This is a genomic window from Methylomonas sp. PHL2-19 (assembly GCF_059331595.1).
Window position 1 is genome coordinate 4,283,042 of record NZ_CP196839.1, and the last position, 22,599, is coordinate 4,305,640.

General features: G+C 52.3%; 15 protein-coding genes and 2 tRNA genes. 6 read left to right on the top strand and 11 right to left on the bottom strand.

Annotated elements, in window-relative coordinates; all coding sequences use genetic code 11:
- Nucleotides 1–8: 8 nt before the first annotated feature.
- The 6 genes from ACR02O_RS19735 to ACR02O_RS19760 all read left to right on the top strand — a co-directional run bounded on the left by ACR02O_RS19735 (nucleotide 9) and on the right by ACR02O_RS19760 (nucleotide 7,658).
- Nucleotides 9–3,077 carry an efflux RND transporter permease subunit gene (locus ACR02O_RS19735; protein ID WP_494522273.1) on the top strand — a complete coding sequence of 1,023 codons (3,069 nt, stop codon included), beginning with the start codon at nucleotides 9–11 and terminating at the stop codon, nucleotides 3,075–3,077.
- Between the two features lie 9 nt (nucleotides 3,078–3,086).
- A complete protein-coding gene (locus ACR02O_RS19740) occupies nucleotides 3,087–3,413 on the top strand; it encodes a P-II family nitrogen regulator (protein WP_033157971.1) in 327 nt (108 codons plus the stop codon).
- A gap of 77 nt (nucleotides 3,414–3,490) precedes the next feature.
- Nucleotides 3,491–3,646, top strand: coding sequence for a carbohydrate porin (locus tag ACR02O_RS19745; RefSeq protein WP_458139187.1), 156 nt, complete (start codon nucleotides 3,491–3,493; stop codon nucleotides 3,644–3,646).
- Nucleotides 3,647–3,666: 20 nt separating this feature from the next.
- Nucleotides 3,667–4,689 (top strand): PIG-L deacetylase family protein, encoded by a 1,023-nt coding sequence (locus tag ACR02O_RS19750; protein WP_494522274.1) that lies wholly within the window; start codon nucleotides 3,667–3,669, stop codon nucleotides 4,687–4,689.
- A 58-nt stretch (nucleotides 4,690–4,747) separates the two neighbouring features.
- Nucleotides 4,748–6,172, top strand: a complete 1,425-nt coding sequence (locus ACR02O_RS19755) for a sensor histidine kinase (protein ID WP_494522275.1) — start codon at nucleotides 4,748–4,750, stop codon at nucleotides 6,170–6,172.
- Nucleotides 6,173–6,263: 91 nt separating this feature from the next.
- On the top strand, nucleotides 6,264–7,658 hold the full coding sequence (locus ACR02O_RS19760) for a sigma-54-dependent transcriptional regulator (RefSeq protein ID WP_494523475.1): 1,395 nt from the start codon (nucleotides 6,264–6,266) through the stop codon (nucleotides 7,656–7,658).
- A gap of 1,035 nt (nucleotides 7,659–8,693) precedes the next feature.
- Here the strand turns inward: ACR02O_RS19760 and ACR02O_RS19765 are convergent.
- The 11 genes from ACR02O_RS19765 to lon all read right to left on the bottom strand — a co-directional run bounded on the left by ACR02O_RS19765 (nucleotide 8,694) and on the right by lon (nucleotide 22,497).
- A complete protein-coding gene (locus tag ACR02O_RS19765) occupies nucleotides 8,694–9,587 on the bottom strand; it encodes an AbiTii domain-containing protein (RefSeq protein ID WP_494522276.1) in 894 nt (297 codons plus the stop codon).
- Between the two features lie 59 nt (nucleotides 9,588–9,646).
- A complete protein-coding gene (locus ACR02O_RS19770) occupies nucleotides 9,647–11,620 on the bottom strand; it encodes an ABC transporter ATP-binding protein (RefSeq protein WP_494522277.1) in 1,974 nt (657 codons plus the stop codon).
- Nucleotides 11,617–12,798 carry an ABC transporter permease gene (locus tag ACR02O_RS19775; RefSeq protein WP_494522278.1) on the bottom strand — a complete coding sequence of 394 codons (1,182 nt, stop codon included), beginning with the start codon at nucleotides 12,796–12,798 and terminating at the stop codon, nucleotides 11,617–11,619. The genes ACR02O_RS19770 and ACR02O_RS19775 overlap by 4 nt, the downstream gene beginning before the upstream one ends.
- Nucleotides 12,791–13,867, bottom strand: coding sequence for an ABC transporter permease (locus ACR02O_RS19780; RefSeq protein ID WP_494522279.1), 1,077 nt, complete (start codon nucleotides 13,865–13,867; stop codon nucleotides 12,791–12,793). The genes ACR02O_RS19775 and ACR02O_RS19780 overlap by 8 nt, the downstream gene beginning before the upstream one ends.
- Before the next feature lie 15 nt (nucleotides 13,868–13,882).
- Nucleotides 13,883–15,736 (bottom strand): peptide-binding protein, encoded by a 1,854-nt coding sequence (locus tag ACR02O_RS19785; protein WP_494522280.1) that lies wholly within the window; start codon nucleotides 15,734–15,736, stop codon nucleotides 13,883–13,885.
- 174 nt (nucleotides 15,737–15,910) lie between these two features.
- On the bottom strand, nucleotides 15,911–17,101 hold the full coding sequence (gene fabV, locus ACR02O_RS19790; RefSeq protein WP_494522281.1) for an enoyl-ACP reductase FabV: 1,191 nt from the start codon (nucleotides 17,099–17,101) through the stop codon (nucleotides 15,911–15,913).
- 359 nt (nucleotides 17,102–17,460) lie between these two features.
- Nucleotides 17,461–19,329: a SurA N-terminal domain-containing protein gene (locus ACR02O_RS19795; RefSeq protein WP_458138097.1), complete on the bottom strand. Its 1,869-nt coding sequence runs from the start codon at nucleotides 19,327–19,329 to the stop codon at nucleotides 17,461–17,463.
- A gap of 98 nt (nucleotides 19,330–19,427) precedes the next feature.
- Nucleotides 19,428–19,504: transfer RNA gene (locus ACR02O_RS19800), tRNA-Asp, on the bottom strand.
- 6 nt (nucleotides 19,505–19,510) lie between these two features.
- A tRNA-Val gene (locus tag ACR02O_RS19805) sits at nucleotides 19,511–19,586 on the bottom strand.
- A 13-nt stretch (nucleotides 19,587–19,599) separates the two neighbouring features.
- Nucleotides 19,600–19,872, bottom strand: a complete 273-nt coding sequence (locus ACR02O_RS19810) for an HU family DNA-binding protein (protein ID WP_020482925.1) — start codon at nucleotides 19,870–19,872, stop codon at nucleotides 19,600–19,602.
- Nucleotides 19,873–20,079: 207 nt separating this feature from the next.
- Nucleotides 20,080–22,497, bottom strand: coding sequence for an endopeptidase La (lon, locus tag ACR02O_RS19815; RefSeq protein WP_458138098.1), 2,418 nt, complete (start codon nucleotides 22,495–22,497; stop codon nucleotides 20,080–20,082).
- Nucleotides 22,498–22,599 lie beyond the last annotated feature (102 nt).

A 22,599-nucleotide genomic window follows, 5' to 3' on the forward strand; every position in this document is an offset into this window, starting at 1 on the left:
ACAATCACATGATCGAGCGCCTTATCGCGTTTTGTTTGCAACAACGGCTGATGGTCATCGGCGCCACGCTGGCGATTGCCGTCTCCGGCATCATCGCGTTCGAAAATCTGCCGGTACAAGCCTTTCCTGACGTACAAAACGTCTTTGTGCAGGTCGTCACCCAGTTTCCCGGCCAGGCCCCGGAAGAAGTGGAAAAACAGATTTCGCTGCCCATCGAGCGGGAAATGAACGGCCTGCCGCATCTGCTGAATATGCGCTCGGTATCCATCTTCGGTCTGTCGGTGGTAACGCTGACTTTCGACGATGCCGCCGAGGACTATTTCTCGCGCCAGCAAGTCCTGGAACGGCTGCAATATGCGGACATTCCCGACGATACCAAGCCGCAACTGGGCCCCTTGTCCACCGGCGTCGGCGAAATTTTGCGCTACGTGATCGACGCCAAAAATTTACCCTTGGTCGAGCAGCGTGCGTTACAGGATTGGATTATCGAACCGCGCTTGCGCTCGGTGCAAGGTGTCGCCGACGTGGTTGGATTCGGCGGCGGCGTGAAAGAATATAAAGTCGCCGCCAAGCCGGACCGCTTAAAAAATTATCGCATCGACCTCAATCAGGTGTTTCAGGCGATTGCCGCCAACAATACCAACACCGGCGGCGGCTATATCGAACACGGCGACGAAGCCTTGGTGGTGCGCGGCACCGGCTTGTTAAAGTCTGCGGAAGAAATCGGCGAAATCGTCATCACCACCAACGACGGCGTACCGGTGCGCATCAAAGACGTCGCGGACATCAGCGTCGGGCCGCAGCCGCGTAACGGCATGGTGGGCATGAACCAGCGCGACGATGTGGTCGAGGGCATCGTACTGTTGATCAAGGGCCGGGATGCAGTCAATGTCCTGAATGGTGTGAAACAGAAAATCCAGGAACTCAATGAGTTTGGTTTACCCCCCGGCGTAAAAATCACCCCGTTCTACGACAGGACCGAACTGGTGGGCCATACCATCCATACCGTCGAACACAATATGATCGAAGGCGCGGTATTGATCCTGATTATCCTGCTGGTATTTTTACGGCGCTTCGTCGCGGCCTTGCTGGTTACGCTGATTATTCCGCTTTCCCTGCTATTCGCCTTCATCCTGGTGGACCTCGGCGGCATTTCCGCCAATCTAATTTCGTTGGGCGCCATCGACTTCGGCATCATCGTCGACGGCGCGGTGGTGTTGGTCGAAGCCGTGATGGTACAGGTTACGCTGGATTTACAGCGCAATGCCGATATGCGGCATCTGCGGCAATCGCTGCTGACCACCGCCAAAGAAATGGGCCGGCCCATTCTGTTTTCCAAAGCCATTATCATCATCGCCTTTTTGCCGATTTTTACCTTCCAGCGCGTGGAAGCCAAAATCTTTTCGCCGATGGCCTACACCCTGAGTTTTGCGCTGGTGGCGTCCATGTTGTTCAGCCTGACTTTTATGCCGGCCATGCTGACCTATTTGCTGGGCCCGAAGCTGGCCGAGCAACACAATCCGCTGGTGCATGCGATGGAACATCGTTACCGTCAAGTGCTGGAGTGGGTGTTACGGCATGCCCGGGCGGTATTTATTAGCGCGATCACCGCGCTGGTGCTGAGCTTCATGTCCGTAAAACTGATCGGCACCGAGTTTATGCCCAAACTCGACGAGGGTAATATCTGGCTGACTATCACCCTACCAACCCCGGTGTCACTGACTACGGCCAAACAACTGGAGCGGCAGGTGCGGGAAACCCTGGAAACGTTTTCGGAAGCCAAAACCGTCATCACCCAGCTGGGCCGCCCGGAAGACGGCACCGACCCCAAAGGCTTTAACAACCTGGAGGTATTGATAGACCTGAAACCCAAGGATACCTGGCGGTATCAGCGTAAAGACGATCTGGTACAAGCCATGGACAAGGCGCTGGCTATTTTTCCGGGGATACTCACCAACTTTTCCCAGGTGATTCAGGATAACGTCGAAGAAGCCATTTCCGGCGTGAAGGGCGAAATCGCCATCAAAATTTTCGGTAGCGATTTGCAAACCTTGCAGGACAGAGCCGATCAAGTCACGCATATCCTGGCCGGCATACAGGGGGCCACCGATGTCGCGGCCGAGCAGCAGGCCGGCTTGGCGCAAGTGATCGTGGACATCGACCGCGCTAAGGTATCGCGTTACGGCATCAATGTCGCCGATGTGGAGCGGGTGATGGAAATCGGCATGGGCGGCAAGGCGGCGTCGCAGTTTTTGGAAGGCGAACGCCGGTTCGACATCACCTTGCGTTACGAGGACAGCGCCCGCAATTCGGTGGCCAATCTGGAAAGTTTGACGGTGCAAACCCCAACCGGCCAACGCATTCCGCTCTCCGAGCTGGCCACCATCAAAATCAACCAAGGTGCGTCCCGTATCAGCCGCGAAGACAATATGCGGCGAATTGCCATCAAATGTAACCTAATCGACCGCGATCAAGGCAGCTTCGTGGCCGAGGCCCAACAAAAAGTCGCTGCGCAAGTCGATTTGCCGCCCGGCTATCACATCGTTTGGAGCGGCCAGTTTGAAAACCAACAACGAGCGATGAAACGTTTGGCCATCATCGTACCTATCAGTTTGGGACTCATTTTCGTGTTGCTGTTCTGGGCGTTCATGTCGGTTAAAAATGCCTTGTTGATCGTGATGAACGTGCCGTTTGCGATGATAGGTGGCTTACTGATTTTATTAGCAACCGGCATTAATTTGAGCGTATCGGCCGCGGTCGGCTTTATTGCCTTATTTGGGATTGCGGTACAGAACGGCGTGATTTTGGTCTCTCAATTGAACAAATTGCGCCGGGACGGCCAAAAATTGCATGATGCCATCGTCAACGGCTCCGTGAGCCGCTTACGGCCCGTAGTGATGACAGCCTTAATGGCGATGCTGGGTTTATTTCCGGCTGCACTGTCCACCAGCGTCGGTTCGGAAACAGCCAAACCGTTTGCTATCGTCATCATCGGCGGCTTGATCACCGCCACGATTTTAACCTTAACCTTGCTACCCGCTTTGTATCGTTATTTTGCCGAGCCTGACGAGCTTTAGGGGACTACTATGAAAGAAATTCGCGCCTACGTGCAGCCGCACAAGCTCAGCCAGATCACGATGGCATTACTGGAAATACCGGGTTTTCCGGGAATGTCGATCATGGATTGCGAAGGCTTCGGCCGCGAGCGGACCGAGCACAGCCAAGATTACAAGCCGTTTCTCTTGAAAAAACGCCTAGAGATCTTCGCACCCGACGACTTAGTGGAGATTATTTTCGAGACTATCATGCGCACGGCCCATAGCGGGCATCATGGCGACGGCAAGGTGTATATTCTGGACGTGCTGGAAGGCGGCCGCGTCAGCAGCGGCGAACGGGATAAGGATTTGGGCTGAAGCCGAGGAACACGAGCTCACTGCCACAGACGGCTATTTTCCTTGATACGGTTACTGGTCGATCACGGTTTGCACGAATCGACTCCGAACAAGTAGTGGACATTTATTACAAACTGCGCCTGCTGCCGTCCGCCTGGATGACCCTGGATTACCAGCACATTGCCAATCCGGCCTATAACGCGGACCGCGGACCGGTTGATGTCTATGGCGTCAGAGCGCATTTTGAGTTCTAGGCAAAACTTTAGGAGTTCCCATGCCCCCCTCTTTAAAGCATCTAAGCATTTGTCTGCTGTTACTGCTTACTCCGCACATCAGCGTCGCGGAACAATCTTTGGCAATTGGCGAGGGTGAACGCCTGCTGGTGCTGGCTCCGCATCCGGACGACGAAAGTTTGAGTGCGGCCGGCCTGATTCAACAAGTATTGCAAAACGGCGGCACAGTGCGCAGCTCGGTCGTCACCGCCGGCGATGCTTACGTCGGCGCGGTGATGCTGGACAGCGGGAAACGCAACCCGTCGGCAGCGGATTATCTGGACTTTGGCGAAAAACGGCTGGAGGAATCGCGGCGCGCGGCGCAACTACTCGGCAATGGCTTTATCCATCTGGATTTACTCGGATTCTCGGATGGCAGCATCTATTCGGCGTTGATCTCGCATTGGCGGCGCAACCAGCCGATGCGCTCCGAATATACTGGCTTTGACCACGTCCCCTACCGGGAAGCCGAAGATCGGGGACTGGCCCAAGACGGCCAGGATCTACTCAACGAGCTGGTAGCCATTCTGCGCGACAGCAAGCCGACGATCATCGCCTTCCCGGATGTGATGGAAAACGATTCCGACCATGCCGGCTTGGGTATGTTTACGCTGCTGGCCGTCCATCAATGGCTATTGGAAACCCCGACACCGCGCCCACAGCCCAAATTACTGGCCTATCTGATTCACTGGCAACACGGCTGGCCTACCGGTTCCAACTGGGGCATTGCGCAGGACTGGAGCGATCAACCGCTGTTATTGCCCGCTGACTTGCCGCTACGCGGCCATAGCCGGGCTTGCGTCAATTTATCGCCCGCGCAAATCAACTTAAAGCGGGCTGCGCTGGCCGAATACAAAACTCAGCAACGCATCATGGGCGATTTTTTGTCGGCCTTCGTGCGCAGCAGCGAGTGCTTTACCCTACTCAAGCCCAACGACGGCAACCGTATCGAACAGGTTTTGGCGCATTGGCGGCAGGTACGCAAGACATTTGATAATCATCCCCTGAGTCGGCGTAAAATTTGAACGGACCTGCCCGCAAACTGGCGCCGTGCTTGGCCGTCAACAACCTGAGATCTCGAATATGCTAAAACTTTTGCTGCGTCCGGTCATTTTCGTCACGATCGTGATGAGCATATTGGTGATAGGCGAACTGCTGGCCATTGGCCGCCTGACCTGGCGCAATCATCAACGCATCCAGACCATAGAAACCGACATCGGCAAAGGCCACCACCTGGAAGAAACGATCTTCGAATTGCTGGAGCTGCAATCCCAATTGGCCTTGCATCGCAGCAATCCTGACCTGTCGGCCGAACACCTGAATGACATACAAGATCGACTGCTGGATTTACTGCAAGCCCACAACAACGGCACTGATTTCACGGTCTCGGTCGATTTAAACACCTTGCAAGCCAAATTCGCCGCCGCCAGCAACGGCGACCCGCAGGCGCTGATCGATTCCGTGAATATGATCCGGCAAGTCCTGGATCGGCAAACCAACGAAGAAGAGAAAATGCTGATCGGGGTTGAGGACGACAGCCAGTTGGAACTGCAACTTGCGGTGATTTTGCCGCTGCTGCTGTTTTGGATAGGCCATTATTTTTTTCGCAACAATGTGTTAGAGCCGCTGGATGCGCTACGCGATTTATTGTCCGGCCTGGCGGAAGGCGTGAAGCAGCCGATCACACGCGAAACGGCCGATCCAATTTTGCGGGACTTGTTTGACCGCTACAATCACTTGGTCGACCATTTGATCGAATTGGAACAGGAGCATCTGCATTACACCAATCGCCTGGAGCAACAAGTGCGGCAGACCAGTCACGCTTTACTCGAGCAAAGCCAGCGCCTGGCCAAAGCCGAGCGCTTGGCGGCCTTGACCGAAATGGCCGCCAGCACCGCCCACGAATTGCGTAATCCTCTGGCGATTATTCAATTTGCCCTGGAAAATTTGTTGTCAGAAGCCATCGACCCGGACCTGCGCCAGCGTATCGGTCTACTACATAGCGAAGTGCAACGCTTGACCAACCACCTGAATGACCTGCTGAGCTCGGCACGCCATGGCAATAAAATTGCTCAGCCTACCGATGTGAATGCAGTCGTCAACGACTTAATCACGCTATTCAAATACCAGGCCACCGATAAAATCCAATTTACGGTGCAGGGCAAAGCCGACAGTTCCTTGATGCTGCCGGAAATCGAATTCCGCCAAGCCCTGTTAAATTTGTTGCAAAACGCTGTGCAGGCCATCGGCACCCGCAACGGTAGCGTAGCAGTGCAGATTGCCCAAGACGCCCAACGCCTGTCGGTGACTGTGGTTGATAGCGGCGACGGCTTCGATGAGGCCTTTTTGCGGCAAGGCATTCGTCCGTTTGTCAGCTTGAAGGAGAAAGGCAGCGGCTTGGGATTGGTGATGGTGCAACGCTTCGCCAAAGACCTGGGCGGCCAGCTCAAACTGGACAACGATGCCGCCGGCCACGGCCGGGTCAGCCTGAGCTTACCTTTGACTTGAAACGACACACCCGCACAAACTCCAGCAATGCGCCGGCGAATACCCGTCAATCGCATACAATGCCGTAACTCGCAAACCAGCCATAACCATGATGACCAATACCCTGTTAATTATTGAAGATGAAGCCCTGTTAGCCTCCGAATTGGCCCGTTACTTTAGCAAGGGTGGGTGGGAAGTCAGCATTGCCCATTCCCTGCAAGAAGCCGAACAGTTTCTCAGCGGACAAGCGCTGGACCCGCTGGTGGTGTTATCGGATATGAACCTGCCGGACGGCAACGCCCTGGATTTGCTGGAGAAACTCAAACCGGAAATCGGCAGCAGTGAATGGGTGTTTCTGACCGGCTACGGCAGCGTCGCCGATTCGGTGCGCGCGGTGCGCCTGGGCGCTTACGACTTTATCGAAAAACCCTGCTCGCTGGACCGCTTGAATCTGTTAGTGGAAGGCGCCGCCCGCAGCGCCCGCGCCCAACGCCGCCTGGAGCAGCAAACCGCTTCGCAGAACCATCAATACAGCATCGACAGCTTGATCGGCTCCAGCCCGGCCATGAACCAGCTGCGGGCCATGCTGAAACAAATCGCCAACGTACCGTTCTCCAGCCTGATCGTCAGCGGCGAAACCGGCACCGGCAAAGGCATGATCGCCCGGATTCTGCACTATTCCGGCAGCCGCGCCGCCGCGCCCTTGGTGGAAATTAACTGCGCCGCGCTGCCGCGCGAACTGCTGGAAGCCGAGTTATTCGGTTACGAAGCCGGTGCCTTTACCGGTGCGAAAAAACGCCATCGCGGCCTGTTCGAGCAAGCGCACACCGGCACACTGTTTCTGGATGAAATCGGCGAAATGGATCTGGATTTACAAAGCAAACTGCTCAAAGCCGTGGAAGATTTACGCATCCGCCGGGTGGGCGGCGAAGCGGAGATTAATATCGATGTACAAATCATCGCCGCCACCAATCTGGACCTGGTGGAAAAAGTCGCCGAAGGCTTATTTCGCCGCGACTTGTACCATCGTTTAAACGTCATCAACATCCGCATGCCGGCCCTGCGCGAACATAAGCAGGACCTGGATCAATTGGTGCCGCAATTCATCGCCGAATGCAATCGCAAATCGGCCAAGTCGGTCAGCCACATTCCGGAGCAAGCCTGGCAGATGCTGAAAAGCTACGATTGGCCCGGCAATATCCGCGAGCTGCACAATGTGCTGGAGCGCTGCGTGTTGTTGTCCAACGATCATAATTTGCCGGTGGAATGGTTGCAGCTACAAGCCCCGCAAGCGACGACGGCCACACACAACGCCAAAGTCAATCAGGAAGGCGTATTCATCCCGCTGGACGGCAGCATCAGCCTGCACGAAATGGAGAAATTCATTATCCAGGAAGCCCTGAATCGCAACGACGCCAACGTAACCGGCGCGGCGCGCATGCTCGGCACGACTCGGGAAACTCTACGCTACCGAGTGCAGAAGTATCATTTGAAATGTAAATTTTAAGCGAAGCGGGCTGGTTAAGCGGGGATAGCTTTATCGCGGACAAAAAAATGCGCCCTGACTACCCGAATCACTTCGACCGACCAGAGCGCCACGTCCACACATGAGAACAGGTAGGAGTAACAACACAAGCTAAGTAAAGCAAGGTTGATGCCAAATAGCCGATTCCTTGATTTTGCTGGATTTGTGATGTTTATGACTGATAAAAGACCGGTAGATTTGCACCAGATGCAACCGGAATTTGTCTGAAATGCACCAGGATGGCTCAGATAAAAAGCACATTTGAACAGCCAACATGAAAAACCGTGGGTGGCTGCGCCAGCGAACAGTAGCGTTCTACAAAATTTGTCGGATGTTCTCGCTCGGAGCTCGGCGGTTGCACAAAATTATTCCAACGTTTGAGCTCGCCGCGAGAATGCCCTAGCTATTTTGGAGAGTGGTCGAGAAAAAAGCTTGGCCGTTCTGCCAGCGAACCGCAGCGTTCGACAAAATTTGTCGGCCGTTCTCACTCAGAACTCGGCCATTGGACAAAATAACTCCAATGTTGGAGCTCGCCATGAGAATGTCCGAGTTAATTTGGAGAATAGTCGAGAAAAAAGCTCGGCCGTTCCAGACCCACGTGCGACTGGGATGGTTTTCTCCCCGTATGCCGCGCCGAGCACCGGAGCTTTTGAACGGACAAATCGGCAGGATAGCCGATTTGCATGCGCAGCACCCGTGAGGGCGAGGTACAGGGATGTACCGAGTGAGCAGCCCGGGCGCCGCAGGGATGCGGCGCGTTGCCGAAGCGGCAGGAAGCCCCTTTCGGCAACCCCGTTCAAAAGCGAGGAGCACAGGGAACAAGCGGCATCCGGGTGGCCTTTTCTTTGGATACCTTCTTTTGGCCAAACAAAAGAAAGTACCTCGGCTGTCGGGCCGAGACCCGACATTAAAATAGGTCGTGGCAATTCAACACGATGGCAACGAACAGGCGACCGATGCGCTTCACTTTGTTCAGCACATCCTATGGCCTAGTCAACCCAATAATTGTGTAATTTTTTACAACAAACTCGGAAATTGAGCTAGCAAACCGGTTGCCAAAATACTTCCGGTTGCTCCTTCCAGAATATTTTTTACAGATTTTAACGATTCAATAATTATCACTCGTTTTGGATTCGGTGAAGTTAATTGATTTTCTACCGAATTAACATCCGCCTCCAACTCTAAAAGCTTTTCTGAATTAAGCTCTAGGTTTTGCATTGATGCTTTGAGGTCTCGGATAAATGAGGATATATCTGTTTCCGCATGAGAAATATTCTGTGTTTGATAAGCGCCTGCTGAATCTTGCTGAAGTTGCGAATTTTGCATACTACCAATGTTATTAGTGATTTGGTATGTTACCTGGGAAGCAACTTTCTTTTCTTCTGTAGAAAAACTCATGCCATCTCCTATTATTCCTTTGGACTCTAGCTCTAATGCCCAATTTAAAACTTCAGTTCTAACAGCATCTAAAATACCAAATATTGATGCATCACTTACAATTAAAGTTGGTTCAAGAGGAACCCCCATTTGTTTCATTAGATAGTTTTTAGTGTGCTGATTAAAAGGTACTTGTAAGTCTGAGGAATTCCTATCTGTTGCAAAAACCACTAGCTCGCCAATAGCTTGGGATATTTTTCTTTTAGAAAGCTCCTCTCCCAAAGCCGCATTTTCAAAATGCAATGGTTGCCAACCATGATATGGGTTATATACTCGCACGGAACCCGTAACTTCACGATAACCTGGAATTGAACTTTCATCGGAAGAGTACCCCGATAACTCCTGTTCAATCCAACTTTGTATTTCAGAAACTCCTAATTTCTTAGAAACAACCATTGCTTTCCTTAGCAAATCGGAAACATCAACCTTTTTATCAAGAGCATCTTTTTGAAGCTCTAATACTAAACCAGACATTTGTATAAAGACTCCCTTTTATTTATTAAATAGTTTAGGTATATCACCACAAAAATCCCCTATACCACCAACCTCGGCACCGCCGCCAACAACTTCTGCGTATAAGAATGCTCCGGCGCCCCACAAACCTTAGCAGTCAAACCTTCTTCTACAACCTTCCCCTTATACATCACCACCGTCCGATCACTGAGATACTCCACCACCCCAATATTATGCGTAATAAACAACAAGGTCAGATTCCGCCGGCGGCGAATATCGAGCAGCAATTGCAGTATTTCCGCCTGCACCGACACATCCAGCGCGCTGGTAATTTCATCGCACACCACAAATTCCGGATTCAAGGCCAAGGCCCGCGCCAGACCGATGCGCTGACGTTGGCCACCGGAAAATTCGTGTGGGTAGCGCCACAGCGATTCGCGGCTGAGTTGCATGTCTTCCAACAGTTGCCCGGCCAGTTCGATACGCTGTTCTTGATTGGCACCGATGCCATGGACTTTCATCGGTTCGGTCAGGGTGGTTTCCACCAGCAAACGCGGGTTGAGCGAGGATTGCGGGTCTTGAAAGGCAATCTGCATCTTGCGCCGCAGCGGCCGCAGTTCGCGCGCTGACAGGCCGGTGAGTTCCTGGCCGTCGATGCGGATACTGCCGGCCGTCGGCAATTCCAACTGCAACACCGCCCGGCCCAAGGTGGTTTTACCGCAGCCGGACTCGCCGACCAAGGCAACGATTTCACCGCGCGGGATATCCAGCGATACTTCATCCACGGCTTTTACATAATCGACGGTTTGCCGGAACAAACCTATTTTGATGGGGAACCAGACTTTCAAATCACGGATTTGCAGCAGCGGTTCGCCCTCCTTAACAATTATCTGGGAGGAACTCTTATGACTATCCCCATCTATCCGAGCCGAGCTGGTAGTCCCCTCTCCCTCCGGGAGAGGGCTAGGGTGAGGGGAGTTCATCGAAACGTTTTGCGTTGACTGTAGCCTTAAGCCGGCGCGCTCCAGTACGGAAAGCAGTTTTTTATCGCTCTTACTCAGCAACTCATCCGACAGAGGGGGCGAATAAGGTGAAGCATCGATTTGCATCCCCTCACCCTGCCCTCTCCCGGGGGGAGAGGGTTCTGCTTCCGTTTTTACGACGGGCTCCTCTGGCAGAGGGATATCTTCCTCGCTTGGCGATTCGGCGGTTTCGGGAGCAGACGGATTCACACACCTAACCGCCCGGCCCGGTTTGGCCAGATTTTCCGGCACCGCAGCCAGCAATTGTTGGGTATAGGGATGCTGAGGATTACGCAGTACTGATTTGCACTCGCCAACTTCCACCAGTTTGCCTTGCTGCATCACTCCTACCCAATGCGCCATTTGCGCGACGACGCCGAAATCGTGGGTGATGAACAGCATGCTCATGCCGGTGTCGTCCTGGAGTTTGCGCATCAGGCGCAAAATCTCAGCTTGTACGGTCACATCCAGCGCGGTGGTCGGCTCGTCGGCAATCAATAATTGCGGCTGGCAGGCCAGCGCCATCGCGATCATGACCCGCTGGCGTTGACCGCCGGAGAGTTGATGCGGGTAGTCGGCAAAACGGCTGGAAGCGTTGGGGATTTGCACCTGGTCCAAGGCCTTGATGGTACGTTCCATCGCTTCCGCGTCGTCCATATCGGCATGATGCAATTGCAAGGCCTCGGTGATTTGCTCGCCGATGCTCATCACCGGATTTAAGGAGGTCATCGGCTCCTGGAAAATCATGGCGATTTGTAAACCGCGCACGGCACGGATGCCCGGATCATCCAGGGTTAGCAAGTCCTGCCCGTTCAGCAAAATCTCGCCGCTGGGGTGCGAGGCCACGCCGTCCGGCAATAAGCGAATCAAGGACAAGGCGCTAACCGACTTGCCGCTGCCCGATTCGCCGACCAGGCAAAAGGTTTCGCCTTTGGGGATGCTGAAACTGATGTCGTCTACCGCCCGCACTTCGCCGCCGCCAGACCGCAAATAAGTGCGCAGATTGCGGACTTCCAATAAGGCTAGACTCATGATTTGACCCCGGCCTTATCGGACAAGCGCGGGTCGATGGCATCCCTAAACGCTTCGCCGATCAGGTTGTAAGCAAACACCGTCATAAAAATCGAGCCGCCGGGAAATACCGCCATCCACCAGTTAAAGGTCGAGGATTTGACGGCCTGATCCAGCATTGCCCCCCAGGATGGCGCATCGACCACGCCCAAGCCCAAAAAGCTTAAGGTCGCTTCCGACAGAATCGCCCCGGCCACCCCAAAGCTGACCGCCACCAATAAAGGCGCGACGCCGTTGGGCAACATGTGCCGGAACAAGATCGAGCTTAAGGGCAAACCGCTGGCGACCGCCGCTTGCACGTAATCTTGTTTGCGTAATTTCAAAAATTCCTGGCGCACATAACGGGCATACCCAGACCAACCCGTCACGCCAATGATCACCATCATCATGTACAAACTGCGGCCAAAGAAGGCCACGAAAGTCAGCAGTAGAAACAGCGTGGGAATGTCTTCGAAAATCTCTACTAGGCGCATGCCCAGCATATCGACGATACCGGAAAAATAGCCCATCAAGCCGCCGACCACGATACCGATAGCCAAAGCAATGCCAGAGGCGATCAGGCCGATGCTCAAGGAAATCCGGCAGGCATGGATCATCCGGCTTAACACGTCGGCGCCGTTTTCTTCGGTGCCCATTAAATGCGTGTGGCCTTCCGTAGCGAACGGGGCTTCCAGGCCCTTGCTACCCAAGTCGCGCAGATAATCGACCGGGGCATAGGGAACGGGTGGCATGATTTTCCAATCCACGTGCGTGTAAGCGGCACTGCGGAAATCGTCGTAAATTACCAGTGCCGGCGGTTTGACGAGGCTATTCACCAGCACGGCAGCCAGGGCGCTGCCCAGCAAAAATAGCAAAATCTGTTTACCGCCGTCGATGTTAAGCCGGAACACCAGCATGGCGATGAAAAAACTAGCCAGAATCCAAGCGTCTTCTACCGACAAATATTCCAACACCGGCGCGGAAATCACGCCGTCCTTGCTCATCAACAAGGGCATGGAGTTGGCCAGAAACGGCGCGAAAACGGCACAGAACACTAACAGCGCCACCCAGCCCAAGCCAAATTTGACACCGACGCCGGCCAGCGTTTTGCGCCAGATACGCGCAGAAAAAGATTCGCGACTAATCACGGGCTTAGTCATAACTCACCCTTGGATCGGCGAGGGTGTAACAGAAGTCGGCAATCAAATAACCAATCAGCGTCAGAAAACCGCTGATCCAGGTAATCGAGAGCACCAACTCCCGGTCGCGGCCTTTCACCGCTTCCACCGCCAATTGCCCCATACCGTTGATGCTGAAAATATTTTCGACGATTAAGGAGCCGGCCAGCAAACTGGGCAGTAAACCGGCGGAGACGGTAATCAAGGGCAGCAGGCTATTGCGGAATACGTGTTTCCACAGCACATCGTTCTCAGCAAGGCCCTTGGCGCGCGCGGTGCGGGCGTAATCGGCATGCAGATTTTCCAGAATTGAGGTGCGGGTCAATTTGGTCAGCGCCGCAAAACCGCCGTAGGACAAACAGATCACCGGCAAAATCAAATGCCAGACTCTGTCCAACAAGAAACCTCTTACAAAGCCGCCCTCGTCCCAATGCGGCAGGAAGGGCATATCCTGCGCTTCTCGACTACTGATGCCGGCTGTGGGGAACCACTGAAAATGCTGAACATTGGCAAAAAAGCCCAGCAGTAACACGCCGGCCAACATGGTGGGTATCGACCATAATGCCAGCATCGACATGCCGGCACCGACATCAAACGCACCGCCGCGTTGGGTCGCAGCCTTCATGCCGACCATGATGGCGATGATATAGGTAAACGGCAACGTGACCAGATTCAGCAAAAGGGTGATCGGAATCCGTTCCACCAGAATGTCGGACACCGGCCGACCGTATTGAAAGCTGGTGCCCAGATCCATGCCTTTGCTGAAGGAAAATTCGCCGCGCTGGCCTTGGGCGTCGGTAACAAAACCAATCGGCGAGACATTGTTCAGCCAGCGCAGATATTGCACCGGCGCCGGTTTATCTAGGCCATAGCGTTTATTGTAATAGTCCAGCAAAGCCTGTTTTTCTTGCGGCTTCATGTCCATGCCGCCGATCAACGTCTGCGCGCTGATGCCGCCCGGCGACATGGCCATCACGCTAAACACCAGTATGGTAATTCCCAGCAAGGTGGGAATCATCAACAGCAAGCGCCGCAGCAGATAGGTAAACATCGATGAATCCCAGGCCTATTGGCTGTATTTTTGCTGCGCCAGCGGCACGTAATTTTCCAGTGGCAAGCCGCCAAAGTTCAATCCCAATTTGGTCATTTGCAGATTGTGGATACGCTTATCAACAAATAACAAGCTTTTGCGGCGCATCAAAAACGTGTAAGGCTGGTCTTCATAGAGAATGTGCTCGGCCTGCTGCCAGAGAGGCATGCGTTTGCTCTCATCAACGGTGCGGCGGGCGTCGTCGATTAATTTATCCAAAGCCGGATTTTTGTAACTGACGTAGTTATCGCCTTTGCTGACGGCTTGCGAGCTATGGAAGATTTGGTACAAATCGGTTTCGATGCCGCTGGTCCAACCCAGGGTAATGGCATCGAAATCTTTTTTATCCAGATTTTCCAACATCACCGGCCATTCCTGCGGGGTTGGAATTAGCTTGACGCCGGCGCGGGCGTAGAGATCTTTCAATAAAAGCACCATGCGTTTGGTGTCTTCGTTGGCTTGAAAGTAGGTCAGTTTGAATTCAAAGGGCGCACCGGCCTTATCTTCCAATACGCCATCGCCATTTTTATCCTGATAACCGGCTTCTTTGAGCAAGGCTTTGGCCTTATCCAAATCGGCTTGATAGGGCTGCAAGGCCACATCATGCTGTTTGCTGGTTTTACTGAACGGACTGACGGCCGGCTCGGCGTAATCCAACATCACATCTTTAATCACCCGGCTGACGTCGGTGAGATAGGTCATGGCCTGGCGCACGCGCTTGTCGGCAAAACGGGTCGGCTTACCGCCGCGTTCCTGGTTCCAGCCGATGTAGCTATAGCCGACGACCGGCGGCATGTATTCGAAGTTTTGGCTCTTGGCCTGGATTTGTGGGTCTTTTTTCAGCTCTTGATACTCGACCGGTCTAGCGGAGTAAGAGTCGATATCGCCATTACGAAAGGTGGTTAAACGGGCGCTATCGTTTTGGATGATTTTCCAGAGAATGCGATGGTAAGACGGTTGCACGTCGCCCCAGTAACGCTCGTTGCGGACCAGTTCTATATTGCCCTTGTCCGGCGTCCAGTTTTTCGGATCGTTTAATCGATAAGGACCACTACCCAATAACAAACCTTTGGACTCGTTGAATTTTTGCGGTTCTTTTAAATACGGCTCGTAAAAATGCTTGGGCAGAATGCCTATGCCACCGGCCAAAGACAGCGCTTCGAAGTAAGGTTCTTTGAAGGTGAACACCACTTGGTATTTACCGTTGGCTTTGACGCTTTTAATTTTTTCCAGATAGGCGCGTTCGCGCGGGGCTTGGATCGCATCGGTCATGATGAAATCGAAGCTGAACACCACATCGTCGGCAGTCAGCGGTTGACCGTCCGAGAAATTCACGTCCTCGCGCATCCGGAAGGTAATCACCAGCCCGTCTTCGCTGATGGTCCAATCTTTTGCCACCAGCCCCGCCCACTCCAAGGTATCGGGGTTGCGGGTGATCAGGCTTTCCAACACATAGCTTTGGACGTTGGAGGCGTAGGCATCGCTGGACACCAGTGGCGTGATGGTTTTCAGGTTGGTGCCAAAGGCTTCCACGCTCCAGTCGCCCTGAGCGTAATCGGGCTGCCGGCTGGCGACATACGCACGTTGAAAGGCTTGCGCCACCTCACCGCTATTGGTCGAGTTGCTAGATGCGTTTGCGGCAAGCGCGCCCGAGCTAATCGCCCCGCGCAACTCGCGCATATCCTTGGCTTGCTCGGACAGCGCGGTTTGCATTTCAGTCAATTTCAGCCATTGCCGGTCGATTTGATACATCGCTAATACGATCAGCAAGATAGTCAAACCAAGTAGCGAGTAGAGAATCCAATCTCGGGTAGTTGATGGTGTTTGCATGTTTCCAGTGTTTCGCAGAAATTAAACAGAAACGTGAGCGGCGCTTCTGCCGCGGGCCGGTGTTCTTCTTAAAACGACTGAGCTTTATTCAGAACACCGTCTTGGCAAAAACGCCGGCTATCCAGCCTTTTAGCCCGGTAGAGAGGCGCCGCCCCTCGCTACCGGGGCTCGACGCTAAAGCAAATTGGCGATGGGTGCCTCGGGATTAACGTCGGCATCATAATCCACACCGGCCACCTCAAAACCAAACAGTTTGAGAAACTCGTGTTTGTAGCCGGCAAAGTCGCTCAATTCGTTGATATTGTCGTTGTTTATTTGTGACCACAAAGCGTTGACCGTGTCTTGAATTTGCGGCTGCAGTTCTTTTAAATCGGCACGAAAACGACCGGTGTCATCCAAATGGGGATTGGCGCCGTAGAGGCTATCGCGGAATAGGCCATTGACCTGTTCGATGCAACCTTCATGCGTCCCCGCTTCCTTCATGGTTTTAAAGAGTAAGGCCAAATACAAAGGCATGACCGGGATCGCGGCACTGGCTTGGGTTACAACGGCTTTTAGCACCGACACCCTGGCATCGCCACCCAAGGCAGCTAACTTGCTGCGGATATCGATGACACGTTTGTCCAAATCTTTTTTGGCCGCGCCGATGGTGCCGTCCCAATAAATATCCCAGGTAATTTTTTCGCCCAGATAGGTGTAGGCCGTGGTTTTGGCGCCTTCCGCCAAGACGCCAGCATCGGCTAACGCATCGATCCACATTTGCCAGTCTTCGCCGCCCATCACCGCGACGGTGTTAGTGATTTCTTCTTCGGTAGCTGCCGGCAGGGTGAATTCCTTGATGATCTCTTTGTCGGTATCGATACCGTTTTGCACCAAATCCTTGCCTATCGGTTTCAACGTAGAATTATGCGTGACCCCGGTTTTTGGATGCGTACGGCGCGGGGCGGCCAAGCTGTATATCACCAGATCGACTTTACCCAAATCCTGTTTGATCGTCTCTATGGCTTTTTGTTTGATCTCGTCGGAAAAGGCGTCGCCATTTATGCTTTTGGCATATAGGCCTTCGGCTTCGGCGAATTTATGAAACGCCGCGGAATTGTACCAACCGGGAGTACCCGGCTTATCGGCCGTACCCTCGCGCTCAAAAAACACACCCAGGGTTTTCGCACCGGCACCGAAAGCCGAGACAATCCGAGATGCCAGACCGTAACCGGTAGAAGCGCCCAAAATCAGCACATTCTTTGGACCATTAGCGATTGCGCCGAAACTTTTGACGTAGTCGATCTGCTGTTTGACATTGGCTTCGCAGCCGACCGGATGGGTGGTGACGCACATAAAACCGCGTACGCGAGGTTTGATAATCATGTTGATCCTTAAATCAAGCTATTAAAAATTAAGACGAGTGTCGCTTTCGCAGCGATGTTTGTTACAAATTTTAAAGTTTATCCCATGATATGGCTGAACAGGAAAATAATATCGATGGTATCCGAAGCGAAAAATCGCCTTATTCGGCTATCCGCGACTATGTTAATAAACGTCAGCCTAAAAGCCAATGTGGGTTAAACGCTGCTAGCTATTCACGCACCGGGCAACGGTTATAGCGGGATGACCCGAAGTCTTTGCCTAGAATCCGCAACAACATCCTCTTTGCTAAGCAGCTAACCGCTTAATCAAGCAAAAAAAAGGGAGCGCTAAGCTCCCTTTTTGCAGGTCCACCTAACGGTTTACTGTTTTTGCGTATTCATAACGATCTCGGCTTTAGTCTGCAACGCATTCAATACGGCTTCCATCTGCGCCTTACCAAAGGCGGCCGAGATGTTTTTGGCAATCAAGGCTTGTTTGCTCTTGTCGCTATCCGACATGACACCCTCGTGTACATTGTTGACGCTAACCACCAATTTACCACCCTTGGCTTCGTCGATTACTGCCACGCTAGGCTGACCGGCCTTTGGTTTGGCTGTTCTAAAAATCTCTTGAGTAACAGCCGCCGGCAATTCGCTGGCAGTGCGTGTCAAGCCATTGATTTTTTTGGTCTGCAAATGCAGCGCTTCGGCGATTTGCGCGAGCGTTTTGCCGCCCGTCAATTCCTGCTTAACTTTATCGGCAGTAGCGACGGCCTGCTGTTTTGCTTTATCTTGCTGAATCGCGGCAATGACCTCAGCCTTAACTTCCTTGAGCTCTCTGCTGGCGGCAGGTTGATGCGATAACATACGCAACACCACGACTTTGTCGCCGCCAATTTCCAGCGGCTCGCTGTTGCTGCCTTTTAACACATCTTCGGAAAACGCAGCCGCCCGAACTTTTTCATCGGCAGCGATACCTTCACCCGCGGTGCGAGTAAACGCTTCGGTCTTGCTGGTCGCTCCACCCAACAGTTGAGCAACCGCAGCCAAACTATCAGGATTTTCATAACTGACTTCGGCAACTTTCTCGGCCAAGGTATTAAATTTGGCTTCGGCCTGCGCTTTTTGATAAGCCTTGCTGACTTCGGCTTTTACCGCTTCGTAAGGCTTTACGTCGCCCGGTATCAATTCGGTGACTTTAATTAAATGATAACCAAAAGCCGATTTAACGGGCTCGGAGACTTCGCCCAGTTTTAAGCTGCTTGCGGCATCTTCAAAGGCTTTCTCCATCACGCCAACATTAAATAAACCCAGGTCGCCGCCATTTTTAGCGGTTAATTTATCGTCGGACACTTCGGCGGCTAAGGCAGCGAAATCCTTGTTTTTCAAATCTTGTTTGGCTTTCAGGGCTTTTTGCAGCGCTAAATCGTCGGCCGTTTTATCCTTGTTGAACGCGAACAGAATATGGCTGATTTTTCTGCGCTCTTTCGTAGTGAATTGGACTTTTTGTTCTTCGTAGTAAGCCTTTAACTGCTCTTCGGTAGGGCTAATATCTGCGGCCAATTTATCCAATGATAATTCAACGTATTCGATAGCCACCTGCTCGGGAGTCTGATACGCATCCTGGTGCTGCTGATAATAAGCGGTAATTTCCTCTTCGCCGGGCTGTTGACTGACAGCCGTTAACGGCACGGTCAAATATTCCACATCGCGGGTTTGGTTCTGGATTTTAAAGAAGTTGTTGATTTCCGCCGGCGTGACAAAGCTGCTATCTACCACGGCTCTTTGGAATTGCTCCATCACCAAAGCTTTTTTGATGCGATTGACGAACTCGGCGGAAGACATGCCTTGCGAACCGAGCATGGTTTGGTATTGCGTCTTATCGAACTTTCCGTCTTTTTGAAAATACTCGAGAGTTTGTATGAAGTCCCTGGCCGTCTCATCGCTAACCAACAGGTTTTGATCCTGAACGTATTGCAACAACACCTCGTCGCGAACCAGCTTTTGCAAAGCCTGTTTTTTTATCGTCTCTTCGTCGAATTTCATGCCTGCCAGATTTTGCGCATATTGCTGATAGGCCTGACTGACATCCCGCTGAAAAAACTCCTTGTCTCCCACAGACACCACCGGGGCCTCTTTACCGCCGCCAAGGTAGTTTTGGATGCCCCACAATCCGAAAAGCACACAAATCAAAATCAATATGATTGATGCAAACAGACCGTGCACCTTTTCTCTAATCTCTAAAAGCATAAACGCTGTCCTTAAACAGTATTAAACCCGAATGCTTCAGGCCGTAAAATTAACAGGCAAAAAAAAACCTCGGACCATACGGCCCGAGGTTTCTGTTTTGGCGGAGCGGACGGGGCTCGAACCCGCGACCCCCGGCGTGACAGGCCGGTATTCTAACCAACTGAACTACCGCTCCAAAGTCTGGTGGGTGCTGAGGGGTTCGAACCCCCGACCCTCGCCTTGTAAGGGCGATGCTCTCCCAGCTGAGCTAAGCACCCGACTAAAGAGCGGCTAGTTTACAGCATCTTTTAAAGATTTGCCAGCTTTAAATGAAGGAATTTTCGCGGCTTTAATGGTGATCTCTTCACCGGTCTGCGGATTGCGGCCTTTACGCTCTGCTCTTTCTTTAACATCGAATGTGCCGAAGCCAACCAAGGCAACGGAATCGCCTTGTTTCAAAGCATCTTCTACTGCTTTGATAAAACCATCTAAAGCCCGCCCTGCATCAGCTTTAGTTAACTGGGACGCACTGGCGATTGCATCGATAAGTTCCGATTTATTCATTTATTTCCCCTTAGGATGTCGTTGTATTAATTATGCTCAGCAAACAAATGTTTCGATTTGTCCACTAACCGGTTTTCCACCAACCCGATTTACAGCCTCTCCTGGTGCGAGAGGTCGACATTTATATCAATCGCCTGCAAGCGATGTCAAGCACAGAAGTCCGCGGAAGCCACGACGCTGATGGTTTCCGCCGACCCGACTCAACTTTTAATGGGCAACAACACCCGGCTTTTTTACCTCTACTTTGCTGGTAGCTGTTTCAGTTATTTCTGCCACCGGGATTGCAGCAATGGGGGTGGGCATATGCTGTAGAGCCAACTCCAACACTTCATCTATCCAACGGACACACTTAATCGCCAAATTACGTTTGATATTTTCCGGGATCTCGGCGAGGTCCTTTTCGTTTTCCGCCGGAATCACCACTGTCGCAATGCCGCCGCGATGCGCAGCCAACAATTTCTCTTTCAGTCCGCCAATCGGCAGTACTTCGCCGCGCAGGGTAATCTCTCCGGTCATCGCCACATCAGCACGCACTGGGATTTTGGTCAAAGCGGAGATAATGGCGGTACACATGCCAATACCGGCACTAGGCCCGTCTTTTGGGGTCGCACCCTCCGGAACGTGAATGTGAATATCATTTTTTTGGAACACATCGCTGTCGATTCCCAAGATATTAGCTCGACTCCTGACCACCGTGACCGCCGCTTCAATCGACTCCTTCATCACATCGCCGAGCTTACCGGTCGTTTGCTGTTTGCCCTTACCCGGCATTACCGCAGTTTCAATCGTCAACAACTCACCGCCGACCTCAGTCCATGCCAAACCGGTTACTTGACCAATTTGATCGCTGTCTTCGGCCATGCCATAGCTAAAGCGTCTGACGCCGAGATACTTGTCCAGTGTTTTCTCGGTAACCGAGGTTCGACTTTTGCGGGATTTCAACAACAGGTCTTTCACGACTTTCCGGCAAATTTTCGAAATTTCCCGTTCCAGTCCGCGCACACCCGCTTCCCGCGTGTAGTACCTGATAATATCCTTGACCGCTGATTCGGAGATAGAAATTTCCGACTCTGCCAGACCGTTGTTTTTGATCTGCTTCGGAATCAAAAAGCGCATGGCGATGTTGATTTTTTCATCTTCCGTATAGCCGGCCAAACGGATTATTTCCATTCTGTCCATCAAGGCGGGCGGGATATTCATCGTATTCGCGGTAGCCACAAACATCACGTCGGATAGATCGAAATCGACTTCCAGATAATGATCCGAGAAAGTATGGTTTTGCTCCGGATCCAACACTTCCAACAACGCGGAAGCGGGATCACCGCGAAAATCTGCCGCCATCTTGTCGATCTCGTCCAGCAAGAACATGGGGTTACGGGTTTTGATTTTCGACAGATTTTGCAGAATCTTACCCGGCATCGAACCTATATAAGTACGTCTGTGCCCGCGAATTTCCGCTTCGTCTCTTACCCCGCCTAACGCCATCCGCACGTACTTGCGATTGGTGGCCCGTGCAATCGACTGGCCGAGAGAGGTTTTACCAACCCCCGGAGGACCGACCAAACACAGAATAGGCCCTTTTAACGCTTTAACACGTTGTTGCACAGCAAGGTATTCGAGTATCCGCTCTTTTACTTTATCCAGGCCGTAATGTTCGGCTTCCAACACCTCTTCGGCGACTTTTAAATCGTGCCGAACCTTGGTTTTCTTTTTCCAAGGCACGTTGACCATCCAATCGATGTAATTGCGCACAACCGTGGCTTCCGCGGACATCGGCGACATCATTTTCAGTTTATTCAACTCGGCCGTCGCCTTGGTTTTCGCTTCGGCGGACATGCCGGCCGCGGCAATTTTTCGCTCCAGTTCTTCGATCTCATTGCTGGCTTCGTCCATCTCGCCCAGCTCTTTTTGAATAGCCTTCATTTGCTCATTCAAATAATATTCGCGCTGATTTTTTTCCATCTGCTTTTTAACGCGGCCGCGAATTTTCTTTTCCATCTCCAAAATATCGACCTCACCTTCCATCAAGGTCATCAAATTTTCCAGACGTTTGGCGACATCGACCATTTCCAGCATCAGCTGTTTTTCTTCAACTTTTAAAGCCATATGCGCCGCCATCGTATCGGCCAGGCGGCTTGGGTCGTCGATACCCGCCAGCGAATTAAGCACTTCGGGCGGAATTTTATTGTTCAATTTCACATACTGATCGAATGAATTAATCGCCGTGCGCTGCAAAACCTCCGCTTCCTGTTCGGAAATATTTAATTCGTCACTCAACTCGACGACGCTGGCCGCGCAATAATTATCAACTTCTTGGTATTTTGTTACGGAGCAGCGCTGACTGCCTTCAACCAATACTTTCACCGTACCGTCCGGCAATTTCAACAGTTGTAGGATGTTGGCCAAGGTCCCGACCCTGTATAAGTCATCAAAACCCGGTTCATCGACATCGGCCTGTTTCTGGGCAATCAGCAACACTTGTTTGTCTTGTTTTATGGCGGCATCAAGGGCATCAATCGACATACCTCTACCGACAAACAATGGAATCACCATATGCGGATAGACCACCACGTCCCGTAACGGCAAGACAGGAATTAATTCATCTTTGGTTTTTAACTCGGTCATTTCATTTGCTCCCTTGAGCAGCTCAAAACATTAGATGTCATCCTATATGAGGATGAACTCCCAGAAAACAAGTATCTTTAATTTCAGGCAAAAAAAAGGGGG

Coding starts and splice junctions, on each gene's coding strand:
- ACR02O_RS19735 (WP_494522273.1), top strand. CDS start 9: ATGATCGAGCGCCTTATCGCGTTTTGTTTGCAACAACGGCTGATGGTC.
- ACR02O_RS19740 (WP_033157971.1), top strand. CDS start 3,087: ATGAAAGAAATTCGCGCCTACGTGCAGCCGCACAAGCTCAGCCAGATC.
- ACR02O_RS19750 (WP_494522274.1), top strand. CDS start 3,667: ATGCCCCCCTCTTTAAAGCATCTAAGCATTTGTCTGCTGTTACTGCTT.
- ACR02O_RS19755 (WP_494522275.1), top strand. CDS start 4,748: ATGCTAAAACTTTTGCTGCGTCCGGTCATTTTCGTCACGATCGTGATG.
- ACR02O_RS19760 (WP_494523475.1), top strand. CDS start 6,264: ATGACCAATACCCTGTTAATTATTGAAGATGAAGCCCTGTTAGCCTCC.
- ACR02O_RS19765 (WP_494522276.1), bottom strand. CDS start 9,587: ATGTCTGGTTTAGTATTAGAGCTTCAAAAAGATGCTCTTGATAAAAAG.
- ACR02O_RS19770 (WP_494522277.1), bottom strand. CDS start 11,620: ATGAGTCTAGCCTTATTGGAAGTCCGCAATCTGCGCACTTATTTGCGG.
- ACR02O_RS19775 (WP_494522278.1), bottom strand. CDS start 12,798: ATGACTAAGCCCGTGATTAGTCGCGAATCTTTTTCTGCGCGTATCTGG.
- ACR02O_RS19780 (WP_494522279.1), bottom strand. CDS start 13,867: ATGTTTACCTATCTGCTGCGGCGCTTGCTGTTGATGATTCCCACCTTG.
- ACR02O_RS19785 (WP_494522280.1), bottom strand. CDS start 15,736: ATGCAAACACCATCAACTACCCGAGATTGGATTCTCTACTCGCTACTT.
- fabV (WP_494522281.1), bottom strand. CDS start 17,101: ATGATTATCAAACCTCGCGTACGCGGTTTTATGTGCGTCACCACCCAT.
- ACR02O_RS19795 (WP_458138097.1), bottom strand. CDS start 19,329: ATGCTTTTAGAGATTAGAGAAAAGGTGCACGGTCTGTTTGCATCAATC.
- ACR02O_RS19810 (WP_020482925.1), bottom strand. CDS start 19,872: ATGAATAAATCGGAACTTATCGATGCAATCGCCAGTGCGTCCCAGTTA.
- lon (WP_458138098.1), bottom strand. CDS start 22,497: ATGACCGAGTTAAAAACCAAAGATGAATTAATTCCTGTCTTGCCGTTA.